This is a genomic window from Lentzea roselyniae (genome assembly GCF_039537795.1).
In the GTDB taxonomy this organism is placed as follows: Bacteria; Actinomycetota; Actinomycetes; order Mycobacteriales; family Pseudonocardiaceae; genus Lentzea; species Lentzea atacamensis.
Genome location: NZ_BAABBE010000017.1, coordinates 74,783 through 87,370 on the forward strand (window position 1 = coordinate 74,783; position 12,588 = coordinate 87,370).

Sequence of the window (12,588 nt, forward strand, 5' to 3'; positions counted from 1 at the left end):
CCCGCGCGCGGCCACATTCCGTTCGGCAGGGAGGGCGCCCGATGTCGTTGATCCTCAAGCCCGGCACCTCGTGGAACGAGGTCTACTCGCAGTGCGTTCGGCTCGCACCCGAAGCGTTCCACGACGATCGGCTGCTCAACCACTTCGGCGGCGGGTGGAGCCGCTCCGGTGAACCGATGCCCGCCACCACCCCTGTCGACGGCTCCACCATCGCGGGCCCGCCGTTCCTCGACTTCGACGTCGCCGGCCGCGCGGTGGTCGCCGCCGTGGACCAGCACATCGAGTGGCGCAACGTGCCGCTGGCCGAGCGCAAGGCGCGGGTGTCGGAGGCGTTGGACGCGCTGACCGAACACCGCGACCTGCTGTCGTTGCTGCTGGTGTGGGAGATCGGCAAGCCGTGGCGGCTCGCGACGGCCGACGTCGACCGTTGCATCGAGGGGGTGCGCTGGTACGTCGAGGAGATCGACGCGATGCTGGCGGGCCGGGAGCCGTTGTCCGGACCGGTCAGCAACATCGCGTCGTGGAACTACCCGATGAGCGTGCTGATGCACGCGATGCTGGTGCAGGCGTTGGCGGGCAACGCGGTCATCGCCAAGGCACCGACCGACGGCGGCGTCAGCTGCCTGACGCTGGCGACCGCGCTGGCCGTGCGATCCGGGCTGCCGTTGACGCTGGTGTCGGGCAGCGGGGCCGAGCTGGCGCCGGTGCTGGTCGGGTCCTCGTTCCTGGGTTGTGTGTCCTTTGTGGGCGGTCGTGACGTCGGCGGCGCCATCGCCGCGCGGCTGGTCGACTCGAACCGGCGGCACGTGCTGGAGCAGGAGGGCCTCAACTGCTGGGGTGTCTGGGAGTTCGACTCCTGGGAGATGCTCGGCACGCAGATCCGCAAGGCCTTCGACTACGGCAAGCAGCGCTGCACCGCCTACCCCCGCTACGTCGTGCAGCGGTCGTTGTTCGACAAGTTCCTGTCCGTGTACCTGCCCGCGGTCAGGGAGGTCACCTTCGGGCATCCGCTCGCCGTCTCCTCACCCGGCGACGAGCTGCCGGTGCTGGACTTCGGCCCGTTGATCAACGACGCGAAGGCCAAGGAGCTCGGTGACGCCGTGGACGAGGCGATCCGGGCCGGCGGGGTACCGCTGTACCGGGGATCGCCGGACTCGGGCCGGTTCCTGCCGGGCCAGCAGACCGCCGCCTACCTGGCGCCGGTCGCGATCCTGGATCCGCCGCGGTCGTCCGTCCTGCACCACGCGGAGCCGTTCGGGCCGGTCGACACGATCGTCCTGGTCGACACCGAGGCCGAGCTGCTCGCCGCGATGAACGCGTCCAACGGGGCCCTCGTGGCTTCCTTGGCCTGCGACGACGAGGCGACGGCCCGCCGGCTGAGCGAGGACGTCCAGGCGTTCAAGGTCGGGATCAACAAGCCTCGCTCGCGGGGCGACCGGGACGAGGTGTTCGGCGGGCGTGGCGCGTCGTGGCGTGGCGCGTTCGTGGGCGGTGAGCTCCTGGTCCACGCCGTGACGGAGGGACCTCCCGGTGAGCGGCCGTACGGCAACTTCCCCTCCTACTCGCTCTACCCGCCGACGTGACGTACCGGGCGGACCTGATCCGCATCGTGCAGAACGTGGTGGCGCCCGCGGCCGCCGATGTCGACCAGCACGCCAGATTCCCGCGCGCCGCCCTGAACGCACTGGGCGCGCGTGGCCTGCTGGGCATGACGATCTCGCGCACGGCCGGCGGGGGAGGACAGGACCTGAGATCGGCCGGGCGGGTGGTCGAACAGGTCGCTCACGTCTGCGGCGCAACGGCTTCCGTGCTGCGCTCGCACTACTCCGCCGCGGCGGTGCTGGACCGCTCGGGACCGCACTGGCTGCGTGCGGAGATCGCGGCCGGCCGTCATCTGTCGACGCTCGCGGCTTTCGGCTCGTCCGGTGCCGTGTCGTCACACGGCGACGTCGTGCAGGTGCGGGCGCGCAAGAGCTGGGTCATCGCGGCCGGCGAGGCCGACAGCTACGTCTGGTCGACCGGCTCGGCGTTGTGGCTGGTACCGGCACAGGCGCCGGGTCTGCTGGTGCCGGCCGACCACGCCGGGATGGGGCTGCGCGGGACTGTCGCCACGTGTGTGGAAGCGGATCCCGTGCGAGTGCCCGCGTCCAACCGGCTGTGGTCGGAAGAGCCGGCGTACCCGTGGTTCCTGGTGCTCGGTGCCGCCGTGTCGCTGGGGCTGATGGAGGGCGCGCTCGCCGCCGCGCTGGGCCATCTCGGCGGCGGAGATCCGCGCACACGTGCCGACCTGGTGCGGATGCGGTTGCGGACCGACTCGGTCCGGGTGCTGTACAACGACACCCTGTCCGCGGTGACGTGGCATCCGGAACGGTCCGTCGACCGGGTGCGGCTGCTCGCGGTGACCGCCACCGAGGCGGCCGTCGCCGTGACGGACCTGGCGATGAAGGTGTGCGGGGACGCGGCGTTTCGCCGGGACCTGGGGATCGAGCGCAGGTTCCGGGACGCGCGGGCCGCCGCGGCGATCGAGCCGACCGTGGACTCCCTGGTGGATTCGGTGGAGATCTGAATGCGGCGTGCTATGAAGCCAGGGGCAGGAAGTAGACGAGAACGTCGTCCACACCGTCGAGCCCGATGACGTCGTGGGCGAGGTCGTCGTAGAAGCCGCCGACCAGCCCGGCCATCGCGGTCAACGCCAGTTCGGCGCGCGGGACCGAGAACGACTCGCGCAGGGCGGGCAGACCGAGACGCAGGCCCTTGGCGCGCAGGGCGATGTAGGCGTCGGGGACGAGGTCGCGCAGGCGCTCGTACGACGTCGGTTCGATGCGGACGGAGTTGTTGGGGTACAAGGGGGTGAACGGTGGCAGGAGCAGTTCGGCGACGGCGGCGGACGCGGCGTGGGCGAGCTGTTCGGCCTCGGAAATCTCCACTGTGGACGGATAGGCGGTCACGTAGGACCGCAGCAGCGAGGCCACCAGCAGAGCCGCGGTGTCGGCGGACGGGCCGGAGAGCCGGACGCGGACGTGAGGGCCGTGCAGCCAGTGGCGTTCGACGTGGCCGGTGACGTCGGGGAACGCGGACGTGGCGGCGGCCAGTGCGGGGAGGACGCCGTCGCGGACCAGCGGTGCCTTGATCGGGTCGTGGTAGTAGCAGACGACGTCGGTCATTCCGCCCTCCGGTAGGTCTCCGCGAACACCTCGACGACCTGGCCGGACGGCACCGGCAACGCCTCGGTGAGCTGGACACGGTGGTTGCGGTAGCGGGACAGCAGGCGGGGCAGGCAACGCAGGTGCAGGGCGTTGGTGAGGTCGACGTACTGCGGTTTCGGGCCGTTCATGCGGGCGAGGTAGTCCTCGCGGGAGGACACGACGCCGCCCATGCCGGCGAACATCTGCGCGGGCAGGCCGTGACGAGCGCGGAACCGGGTCACGGCGGCGATGTCGGCGAAGTCCAGCGCCTCAGCAGAGAACTCCCAGGAACGGCGGGCCAGCACCACGTCGCGGTAGCGCAGGCGGTCGGCGAAGCGCACGTCCCCGGAGTCCGCGACAGACCGCAGCGCGGACAGGTCGGCGGCGCCGCACGCGAGGTCGGCGTGCAGCGCGGCGGCCCGGCCCGGCAACGAGATCGGCATGAGGTAGCCCAGGTACAGCACGTCGACGACCGCACCGGAGTCGCGGCGCCGCAACCGGAGTTCGTCGCGCTCCTGGTCGTGGTACAGCTCCAGCGCGTCCGGAGTGTGGTCGGCCCAGCGCGGGTCCTCGCCGATCTCCACGCGGCTCAGCAACGGGTGCAGGTTCGGGTTGAAGCCCTGCACCGGGCGGTACTCGGCGAAACCGCGCGGGAAGACACCGTCCAAAGTGGCACGGACGGACGCGTAGGCCTCCGGTGGCAGGAGATCCAGGAACCTGCTGGGAAAGCGGCCGAAGCCGTCGTAGACGTGGTTCACCACGAGCCCGCCGGGCGACGGCTGGGCGAAGAACGAGTACGAGACCGGGCGTGTCTTCATCCACGAGGGCAGCAGGTCGGCGGCGGCTTCGACGGCCTCGTCGGTGATCACGCCGTCCCGCACCAGGTCGGCCACCTGGGGCGCGGCTGGCACCGAGGCCGCCGGTCGGGGCCGAGGCCAGCGCGTCCAGCAGCAGCGGGGCGCACGCGGCGAGCCTGGCCGAGCCACCGCGACCGAACTCGACCACGAACTGGTCGCGGAGGTACCGGCGGATGGCCAGATGCCGGTCGAACAGCATCAGCAGCGGCGTCAACGCGGCCAGCGAACGGACGCCGTCGTAGCCGTACGCGCGGCCGAGGCGCACCGGCTGGGGCAGCACGACGTCCTCGCTGAGCGGCACGATGCCGGTGAGCTCGGCACCGGTCAGCTCGCCCAGTTCCTGCCAGGCGGCGGTCAGGGCGGCCAGCGCGGCGGGACGGGAGTCGGCGGGGAGAGCGCCGAACGCCGCGGTCGAGCGGTGGATCGACGCCACCCGGTCGCCGAGCGCGGCCCGTCCGGTGTCGCGCAACCACGAGGCCAGCGAACGACACGCCTCCGGATCCTGCGGATCGACCGGGAGCACCGGGACCAGCAGCTTGACGTCGAGCAGGAGAGCGATGTAGCGCTGGGCGCGGGCGGACTCGCCGTCCGGCAGGCGGGTGGCGAGCGCGCTGGTGAGCTCGGCGGGGCTGATGCCCTTGGGGTTGGCGGCGGTGAGGCCGACGAGGAACCGCAACGGCGCGGTCACCGCCAGCTCCACGTTCTCCTCGGCGGCGACGTGGGCGCGCAGCGGGCCGGACGCGGGGACGTCGCGCAGGAACGTCATCCTGCCGCCGTCCTCGTGCACGCCGGGCGCGAGGCGGTGCGGGTGGCCGAAGACGCGCGTGCGGTCGGCGACCAGCGCGGCCACGAGCCGGGTCAGCAGCACCTGGTTGACCCGCGTGACGGCGACCGGTGTGCCCCAGTCGGGTGCGGGCGCGTCGGGCGACCAGGTGCCCCAGCCGACCGAGGTGTACCAGGAGAGCGGGCTCGTCTTCGACGTGGCGCGCAGGGCGTAGCGCAGCACGGCCGGTTCCGCCTTGCGGGCGCGGCGATCCCCGGAACCGGTGCGGCCCAGCCCCCGCCAGAGGTCGTGTCCACTGAGGACAGCGGCCTTGCGCAACGGTTCCGCCGCGCACAGCGAGGCGAGCACCTCGCGTTCGGCGGCCAGCGCCGCCGGCTGGTGCCGCTCGACCTCCAGAACCAGTTCGGCGCACTCGTCCATCAGCCTGAACCACGTGTCCAGCAGCGGAATTCGCAGCGACTCGGCGGCGGCGCGCACCGAGGGCCGGGGCGTGCGCCGGTTGTGGACGTCGCGGCGCAACGGCAGCACGACTCGGCGGTGGAACTCGGCGGAGTGCGCGCCCGCGCTGTCGTGCAGCAGGTCGCTCAGCGGACCTGCGAGTGCGAGCAGCTCGCTCTCCTTGTCCGCCAACGCCTCCACTGCCCGCCGGAACGGCGCCGCGGCCGCGGCGCCGTCCGGGTGCGGCAGGGCCGCCAGGCGCACGAGTGCGTATGGCGCTGGTTCTCCCCGCACGCGATCGGTCATGCGGTCAGAGCCGGGAGCTGCGGCTGGTGGCAGCTGCTGCACGAACCGCTGCTGCACGAACAGGACGAGGGTCCGCCGGACGCGCCGGACTCGGGCAGCGCGACCGAGTCGCGCATCGAGGTGACCGCGAGGTCGCCGAGCTCAAGATCGTCGAGATCGAACGAAAGATCCTTCATGCCGTGTCCTTCGCATTCAGTTGTTCCGAACCGGCCGGGGGCCGTCGGGTCACGCTGGCAGGGCGCGATACGGCATGGATCGCACTCTGCTTGACCGCACGGGCTACAGGCGGCTTCTGACCTCGTCCGCCCTGGGTTCGCCCAGTTCCTCGAACAACGTCACCGACTCCAGCCAGCACTTCTCGGCACCGCGCCGGTCGCCGAGGCCGTCCAGCGCCAGCCCGAGGTTGTCGAGCGCCTCGGCCTGCCCGTAGAGGTCGCCGATCGCGCGGAACGTCTCCAGCGCGCGGTCGACGTACGACACGGCCTTCGGGAAGTCGAGCAGGTTCCGGTACACCTCGCCGATGTTGTTGAGCAGGATCGCCTTGCTGTACGGGTCCTCGACCTGCTGCCGGAGTTCCAGGGACCGCAGGTAGCACTCCAGAGCGGCGTCGAACCGCCCGGCGTCGGAGTGCAGCAGGCCGATGTTGTTCAGCAGCACGGCTTCCGTGTGCGCGTCGCCGAGCTCACGCGAGATCTGCGCGGATTGCTCGTAGCAGGCCAACGCGTCGTCGGCCCGCCCTTGCGCCATGTACGCGATGCCGAGGTTGTTCAACACCGGCTGCTGCCGTGACTGGTCACCGATCGCGCGGAAGATCGCGAGCGCCTGCCGGTAGCACTCGATGGCCTCGTCGTGGCGGCGGATCTCGCGCAGCCCGATGCCGAGCGTGATCAGCATCCGTCCCTCGGCGCTGCGATCACCGACCGATCGTGCGGCGGCGAGCGCGACGCCGTGCGTGTCGATCCAGTCGGCCCAGTGCTTGCGCAGGTTGAAGAAGTCCCACAGGCACTGGGCCAGGCTCCAGCACTGTTCCGGCAGGCCGTGCTCGGCGGCGTCGCGGACCGCGGCCACCAGGTTGGCCCTTTCCGTGTCGCACCACAGCAGCGCGGCGTCGCGGCCGGCGAACGTGCGCGGGTGCACGGCCGGGTCCGCGGTGCCGATCTCCAGCTTGCGCACCGGGTTGAGCTGCTGCCCGGCGTGCCATGCCGTGTGCACGTACCAGTCCTGCACCCGCCGCCGCGCCAGGTCCCTGGCAGGCGGCGGCTCGGCGGCCATCACCTGTTCGACGGCGTACGCCCGCAACAGGTCGTGCAGCCCGTAACGGCCGGGAGTGTGCTGCTGCAGCAGGTGTTCGTCGAGCAACGTCTCCAGCAGGTCCTCGGTCTCGTACGCGGTCAGCCCGGCGAGGGCGGCGGCGGACTCGGCCGTGACGTCCTCGCCCGGGTGCAGCCCGAGCAACCGGAACAATCGGCGCTGGTTGTCCGGCAACGCCTGGTAGGAGAGGTCGAAGACGCCTCGCGCGCCGTGACCACCTCCTCGTTCCAGCTGTGCCACCAGGTCCCGGACAGTCCACTGTGGACGCCGGGCGAGTCGTTTGGCGGCCAGTGCGACCGCGATCGGCAGGTGCCCGCACAGCTCGGCGACCCGTTGCGCCGCCTCGCGGTCGGCGTGCACGCGGTCGTCACCGGCGATCCTGGCGAGCAGTGCGACCGCTTCTTCCGGCATGAAGACGTCGAGGAAGAGCGACTTCACCCCGTCCAGCCGCAGCAGCGTGCGGCGGCTCGTGATCAGCACCAGGCAGCTCGCGCTACCCGGCAGCAACGGCCGGACCTGGTCCTCGCCCGCCGCGTTGTCCAGCAGCACCAACGCCCGTTTGCCCACGAGCCGATCGCGGTACAACGCCGCCCGCGCCTCCAGCGACTCCGGGATCTGGCCGCCGGGCACGCCCAGCAGGCGCAGGAAGCTCTCCAGCACGGCGGCGGGGTCCGCGGGCAGCTCGTCGGCGTCGAACCCGTGCAGGTCCGCCCACAGCTGCACGTCCGGATACCGCGGCACGAGCTGGTGCGCGGCCCGCACCGCGAGCTTCGTCTTGCCCACCCCCGCCATGCCCTCGATCGCGGAGATCACGACGGTGGTCTGCGGGCCCGGCTCGCACAGCCGCCGCAGCTCGGTCTCCCGCCCGGTGAACTCGGCGATGTCCATCGGCAGCTGCCGATGCGCGTTCAACGCGGCGGGGGAGGGCGCCCGGCTCTCGAGGATCACCTGCTGCAACTGCCGCAGCCGCGCACCTGGTTCGACGCCGACCTGCTCGACCATGTGCTTGCGGGCGGCCGTATAGGCTTCCAGCGCCTCGCCCCGGCGGCCGGAGCGGTCCAGCGCCATCATCAGCTGGACCCACAGCTCCTCCCGCAACGGGTGCTGCGCGGTCTCCCGCCGCAGCCGGTGGATCACGTCGTCGAGCCGGCCCAGCTCCAGCGCCGCCTTCGCGTACCGCTCAACCGCGGTCAGCCTGCGTTCCTGCAGCCGCGTGAGCTCCGCGCGCAGCAGCGGTCCCGCGCTCAGCTCCGCGGTGGGCGTGCCGTGCCACTTGGCCAGTGCCTGGGCGAACAGGTCGGCGGCCGCCTCGACATCACCGTCCGCGAGGGCCTGCTCGCCCTGACGCACGAGGTCGTCGAACGCGTCCAGATCGAGCTCACCGGGCTCGACGACGAGCTGGTAACCGTGGCCGGGCCTGGTGACCAGCCGGTCACCGAGGACCTTGCGCAGCCCCGCCACGTACGTGCGCAGGTTCGACTCCGGCGAAACTGGCGGCGAGTCCCAGACCGCCTCGGTGAGCTGTGCGACGCTGACCGCCTCGTTGGCGTGCAGCAACAGCATCGTGAGCACCGCTCGCTGCCGGGGTCCGCCCAGCTCCAGCGGTGTGCCCGTCCGCCTTGCCGCCAGCGAACCGAGCAACAGGAACTCCACAGGTGCATCTCTCCTCGACGGTCACCATCGTTCGGGGTCGAGCCATCCTCGCGCACTTTCGGATGCCCTGTGCGCGGCCTGGGCGAAATCTGTGCGCGCCGCCTGGCACCGTTGTACCCAGATCCGGTACCTGCGCCGCCGGGCCCGAACACCCGGGACAGGGGGTCGGCGCAGTTGCCGGGTCCGGTTCCCCCAAGAACCCGGCCGGCGTGTGAAAGTCACCGCGCACGTCGGCCAACTTGACCGGTGGCCCAGTCAGGTCCCCCAGACTGCGCTGGGCCACCACCCAACTACGCGGACACCGGCACGGGAACGCCGAACCGGACCGGCACCCCCGGCGAGTGCAGCACGCTGACCGGTGGCCCCGCGGGGTTTCCCAGACCGGCCGCCGCCACCAGCCCGTCGTCCAGCTCGACCAGCTCGGCATCGCGCAGTGGCCACTCTGGATGGTCGTTGGGCAGGTAGAGGGTCATTCCGTGCCACGCCACGTGCAGGCCCCACCTCGCGGTCAGGAAATTTTCCAGCTCGCCGGCCACCACCGGGCGCCCGGCCCGCACCACCACACGGCTCGACGCGCCGCGAGGTCCCGGCCAGAGGCGCCGGCACGTGTAGCTGAGCACCTCGCCGGAGCGTTCCAGCCGCATCGACGACCACTTGTACGGCAGCCGCGCGCTGATCCGCGCGCCGAGGACGGGCAGCAGCCTGCTCGCGTCGAGCGAGAGGAACACCACCCCGCGCCTGCCCGTGGCGTCCACCGAGTAGAGCCGGACGTTGGTCTCGCAGAACGTTCCCACGTAAGGCAGTCGCGGCCCCACCCGCCCGCCGATCGGGTGCATCCGGAACGGCACCAGCCCGACGTACGTGACGCCGTCCAGCACGTCCGGCCGCGTGCCGGCGGGCAGGAACCCCGCGACGGACTCGGGCGCCACGGCCCAGTGGAGGAACGTGACGTCACGCCACCACTGGCCGACCGCGGCGAACCGCACAGGACGCGGCGTCAACGGCGACACCGGCTCGGTCATGGTTCGAACGTACCGCTGAGCGGGCGACTTCTCGCCCACGTGACACCACCGCAACGCTCAGGGGCTACGAAGGGTCCATGGAGACCGCCCTGAAGCATCCGGTCGACGAGATGCTGCCACCTGCCCGGCTGGGGTTGCTCGGTTTGCAGCACGTCCTCGCCATGTACACCGGCTGCGTCACGGTGCCGCTCGTCTTCGGCGCCGCGGCCGGCCTCGACACCCGCACGATCGGGCTGCTGGTCAACGCCGACCTGCTCGTGGCGGGCCTGATCACGTTGCTGCAGGCGCTCGGCATCGGGAACGTCCTGGGCATCCGGCTGCCGGTGGTGGCAGGGGCGACGTTCACCGCCGTGACGCCGATGATCCTGATCGCCGGGCAGTACGGGGTGCAGGCCGTCTACGGTTCGATGCTCGCCGCCGGGGTGTTCGGAATCCTGATCGCGGTGCCGTTCGCTCGTGCCGTGCGGTTCTTCCCGCCAGTGGTGACCGGTTCGGTGATCACGGTGATCGGGTTGTCGCTGATCGGGGTGGCGGCCGGGCTGATCACGGGCCAGGAGTCGGCCGCCGGCTACGCGTCGCCTGCGAAGCTGGCCCTGGCGTTCGGCATCGTGCTGGTCATCGTGCTCGTCGGCCGGTTCGCGCGTGGCCTGCTCGGGCAGCTCGGGGTGCTGATCGGGCTGGTCGGAGGCACGGTCGTGGCGATCTTCCTGGGCATGACCGACTTCTCGAACGTGGGCGGCGCGGCGTGGCTCGGCATCGCGCAGCCGTTCCACTTCGGGCCGCCGCAGTTCCCGCTGGCGGCGGTGATCTCCATGTGCGTGGTGATGCTGGTGACCTTCACCGAGTCCACCGCCGACATGCTCGCGGTGGGGGAGATGACCGGTCGTCCGGTGACGTCACGCGATCTCGCTCGTGGTCTTGCCGCCGAGGGCGTGTCCGGTGTGCTGGGCGGGGTGATGAACGGGTTCATGGACACGGTGTTCGGCCAGAACGTCGGACTGGTCGGCATCACGAAGGTGCGCAGCCGGTACGTCGCCGCCGTCGCGGGCGGGATTCTGGTGCTGCTGGGGCTGATCCCCAAGCTCGGCGGGATCGTCGCCGCCCTGCCGGGTCCCGTGGTCGGCGCGGCCGGGCTGGTCATGTTCGCGACGGTGGCGGCCGTGGGCATCGGGATTCTGGGCAGGGTCGACTTCGAGAACACCGGGAACCTGCTGATCATCGCGGTGACGATCGGGGTGGGGTTGCTGCCGGTGGTGGCGCCGAAGATCTACCAGTCGTTTCCCGCGTGGGCGCAGGTGATCGGCGGCAGCGCCATCACCAGCGCGGCGCTGACCGCCTTCGTGCTCAACCTGCTGTTCAACCACACCGGGCGACGCGCGTCAGCGACCCAGTGACCGGGCGACGAACCCGTTCTCCCGCAGTTCGGCGACGACCTCGCTGAGGAACCGCACGGTCTCTGGCCGCCGGGACCGCGTGGTTCCGACCGCCTGCCTGATCTCCGTGAACCGTTCGTCGATCAGCCGCACGTCGTCGTTCGCCGCCACGAACGCGGTCATCGGCTCGCGGATCCCCGCCGCCACGTCGAGCTCCTGCTCGCGGAAGACCTCGACGCCCTCGTTGCCGCGCACCACGACCGCGTGCTTCAGGGTTCGCGTCAGGTAGAGGTCGTACGCGGAACCCTGCTTGACGCCGATCCGCACACCGGGCTGGTCGACGTCGGCGACCGTCTTGATCGGCGAGTCCACCGGCACGGCGAACACACCCTCGATCACCATGTACGGCTCGGTGAACGCGACTTCCTCCTCCCGTGCGGGCTCGATGGCGAGGAAGCAGATGTCGGCCTGTCCGTCCTTCATCGCCTCGAACGACTTGCGCGCGGCGTCGAAGCACACGAACTCCACGGGCAGGTCGAGGCGAGCTGCGATCTCCCGCGCGATGTCCACCGTGACGCCGCCGGGATCGGCGGGCGTTCCCCGTGCCAGCACGGGATTCCCCAGGTTGATCGACGCTCGCAGCACACCGGTCGGAGCCAGGTCTTCGGCAACGGTCATGATTGCGAGCCTAGTGGTTCGGCCCGGAACGTTGCCGGGCATTGGGCGACCTGATCGTCGGCATGCTCACGCTTCCGGTGGCTGCCACCGCGTCGCCGTGAGGCGTTCCGGCAGCGGGCGGCGCGGCTCGCGCACTCCGCTGCCGTCTCCTCCGCCCTCGACCCAGACGGTCACGACGTCCCAGCGTCCGACCCGTGCGCCCGCGGCAGGAAGTTGCGCCACGACCACGCCGTTCAACAGGGGATGGGGACTGTCCGGATCAGGACCCTGCAGGAGCAGGCCCGCGTCGTGACCTGCCAGCCACGCGTCGAGCGCCTGTTTGCCGTGGAAGTTCGGAACCACCACTGTCACATGACTTCACCCGGCATCGACGGTACCGCAACGGGCTTGCGAAATCACCGGCGAACCGGAGCGTCAGCGGGCAGTCCGAACGCGCTGCGGGCCTTGGTGAGCATCGTGGCCTCGAGATCCGCGGGCAGGCTCCGCTGGATTCGACGGAGCTCGGCGACGCCGGCCCAGGAGAAGTTCGAGCGGACCCACGATCCGTACCCCGAACCGTCGGGCGGTTGCTCCACGCGCAGCACCTCGACCGGCCTGTCCGGTGAGGTCACGGTGGCGAGCTTGGGACTTGATTCACCGCTGCCCTTGACCAGCGAGCCGTCCACCGCGGTGAACTCCTGGCACAGCGCGTGAAGCCCGACCTTGTAGTTCTCCCCGTCCCCGCTCACCTCGATCAGCCGGTCCGCGCAGATCCACCGGACCTTCTGCTTCGAACGGCGGGCTTCCAGCACGCCGCGCCAGTGTCGTTGTTCGAGATAGCTGATGATCGACGCGCGCATGGTTCGCTCCCGCGCCGCGTCCACCCCGGCCGGCCGGCCGAACAGCGCCACGTAGCCGAGCAGGACCGCGGCCACGAGCACGATCGCGGAGCCGATCACGACGTACGGGCGTCGGCGACGAGCTGGGCCGCCTGGCATGCCG

12 protein-coding genes are annotated in these 12,588 nt (G+C 71.1%); 3 read left to right on the forward strand and 9 right to left on the reverse strand.

What is annotated here, in order from left to right:
• Nucleotides 1-41: 41 nt before the first annotated feature.
• Together ABFX45_RS28255 and ABFX45_RS28260 are read left to right on the forward strand one after the other, a co-directional pair.
• Entirely contained in the window at nt 42-1,583 is a 1,542-nt protein-coding gene (locus tag ABFX45_RS28255) for an aldehyde dehydrogenase family protein (protein ID WP_346133118.1), read from the forward strand.
• Nucleotides 1,580-2,566 carry an acyl-CoA dehydrogenase family protein gene (locus ABFX45_RS28260; RefSeq protein WP_109636345.1) on the forward strand — a complete coding sequence of 329 codons (987 nt, stop codon included), beginning with the start codon at nt 1,580-1,582 and terminating at the stop codon, nt 2,564-2,566. The genes ABFX45_RS28255 and ABFX45_RS28260 overlap by 4 nt, the downstream gene beginning before the upstream one ends.
• Nucleotides 2,567-2,576: 10 nt before the next feature.
• Here the strand turns inward: ABFX45_RS28260 and ABFX45_RS28265 are convergent, their stop codons facing one another.
• The 6 genes from ABFX45_RS28265 to ABFX45_RS28290 form a co-directional block, all read right to left on the reverse strand.
• Nucleotides 2,577-3,164, reverse strand: a complete 588-nt coding sequence (locus tag ABFX45_RS28265) for a hypothetical protein (protein WP_346133121.1) — start codon at nt 3,162-3,164, stop codon at nt 2,577-2,579.
• On the reverse strand, nt 3,161-3,526 hold the full coding sequence (locus tag ABFX45_RS28270; protein WP_346133123.1) for a hypothetical protein: 366 nt from the start codon (nt 3,524-3,526) through the stop codon (nt 3,161-3,163). Before ABFX45_RS28270 ends, ABFX45_RS28265 begins: the two co-directional genes overlap by 4 nt.
• Entirely contained in the window at nt 3,456-5,570 is a 2,115-nt protein-coding gene (locus ABFX45_RS28275; RefSeq protein ID WP_346133125.1) for a lantibiotic dehydratase, read from the reverse strand. The genes ABFX45_RS28270 and ABFX45_RS28275 overlap by 71 nt, the downstream gene beginning before the upstream one ends.
• The gene (locus ABFX45_RS28280; protein ID WP_109636350.1) at nt 5,567-5,746 is read right to left on the reverse strand and encodes a thiazolylpeptide-type bacteriocin; all 180 of its coding nucleotides are present in this window, start codon (nt 5,744-5,746) and stop codon (nt 5,567-5,569) included. The genes ABFX45_RS28275 and ABFX45_RS28280 overlap by 4 nt, the downstream gene beginning before the upstream one ends.
• A gap of 103 nt (nt 5,747-5,849) precedes the next feature.
• On the reverse strand, nt 5,850-8,534 hold the full coding sequence (locus ABFX45_RS28285) for an AfsR/SARP family transcriptional regulator (protein WP_346133127.1): 2,685 nt from the start codon (nt 8,532-8,534) through the stop codon (nt 5,850-5,852).
• Between the two features lie 290 nt (nt 8,535-8,824).
• Nucleotides 8,825-9,556 (reverse strand): YqjF family protein, encoded by a 732-nt coding sequence (locus ABFX45_RS28290; protein WP_346133129.1) that lies wholly within the window; start codon nt 9,554-9,556, stop codon nt 8,825-8,827.
• A gap of 77 nt (nt 9,557-9,633) precedes the next feature.
• On the opposite strand from ABFX45_RS28290, the gene ABFX45_RS28295 reads away from it, so the two are divergent.
• Nucleotides 9,634-10,950, forward strand: a complete 1,317-nt coding sequence (locus ABFX45_RS28295; protein ID WP_109636353.1) for a nucleobase:cation symporter-2 family protein — start codon at nt 9,634-9,636, stop codon at nt 10,948-10,950.
• Here ABFX45_RS28295 and ABFX45_RS28300 read toward each other — a convergent pair.
• The 3 genes from ABFX45_RS28300 to ABFX45_RS28310 all read right to left on the reverse strand — a co-directional run bounded on the left by ABFX45_RS28300 (nt 10,936) and on the right by ABFX45_RS28310 (nt 12,584).
• Complete coding sequence (locus ABFX45_RS28300; protein WP_346133131.1) at nt 10,936-11,607, reverse strand: transporter substrate-binding domain-containing protein; 672 nt, start codon at nt 11,605-11,607, stop codon at nt 10,936-10,938. The genes ABFX45_RS28295 and ABFX45_RS28300 overlap by 15 nt on opposite strands.
• Nucleotides 11,608-11,673: 66 nt before the next feature.
• Nucleotides 11,674-11,958 (reverse strand): PASTA domain-containing protein, encoded by a 285-nt coding sequence (locus ABFX45_RS28305; protein ID WP_112225814.1) that lies wholly within the window; start codon nt 11,956-11,958, stop codon nt 11,674-11,676.
• A 44-nt stretch (nt 11,959-12,002) separates the two neighbouring features.
• On the reverse strand, nt 12,003-12,584 hold the full coding sequence (locus ABFX45_RS28310; protein ID WP_346133134.1) for a hypothetical protein: 582 nt from the start codon (nt 12,582-12,584) through the stop codon (nt 12,003-12,005).
• Between the last annotated feature and the right edge of the window lie 4 nt (nt 12,585-12,588).

Bases quoted from the DNA above. Each gene is read 5' to 3' on its own strand.
- ABFX45_RS28255 (WP_346133118.1), top strand. From the start codon at position 42: ATGTCGTTGATCCTCAAGCCCGGCACCTCGTGGAACGAGGTCTACTCG.
- ABFX45_RS28265 (WP_346133121.1), bottom strand. From the start codon at position 3,164: ATGACCGACGTCGTCTGCTACTACCACGACCCGATCAAGGCACCGCTG.
- ABFX45_RS28275 (WP_346133125.1), bottom strand. From the start codon at position 5,570: ATGACCGATCGCGTGCGGGGAGAACCAGCGCCATACGCACTCGTGCGC.
- ABFX45_RS28280 (WP_109636350.1), bottom strand. From the start codon at position 5,746: ATGAAGGATCTTTCGTTCGATCTCGACGATCTTGAGCTCGGCGACCTC.
- ABFX45_RS28290 (WP_346133129.1), bottom strand. From the start codon at position 9,556: ATGACCGAGCCGGTGTCGCCGTTGACGCCGCGTCCTGTGCGGTTCGCC.
- ABFX45_RS28295 (WP_109636353.1), top strand. From the start codon at position 9,634: ATGGAGACCGCCCTGAAGCATCCGGTCGACGAGATGCTGCCACCTGCC.
- ABFX45_RS28300 (WP_346133131.1), bottom strand. From the start codon at position 11,607: ATGACCGTTGCCGAAGACCTGGCTCCGACCGGTGTGCTGCGAGCGTCG.
- ABFX45_RS28310 (WP_346133134.1), bottom strand. From the start codon at position 12,584: ATGCCAGGCGGCCCAGCTCGTCGCCGACGCCCGTACGTCGTGATCGGC.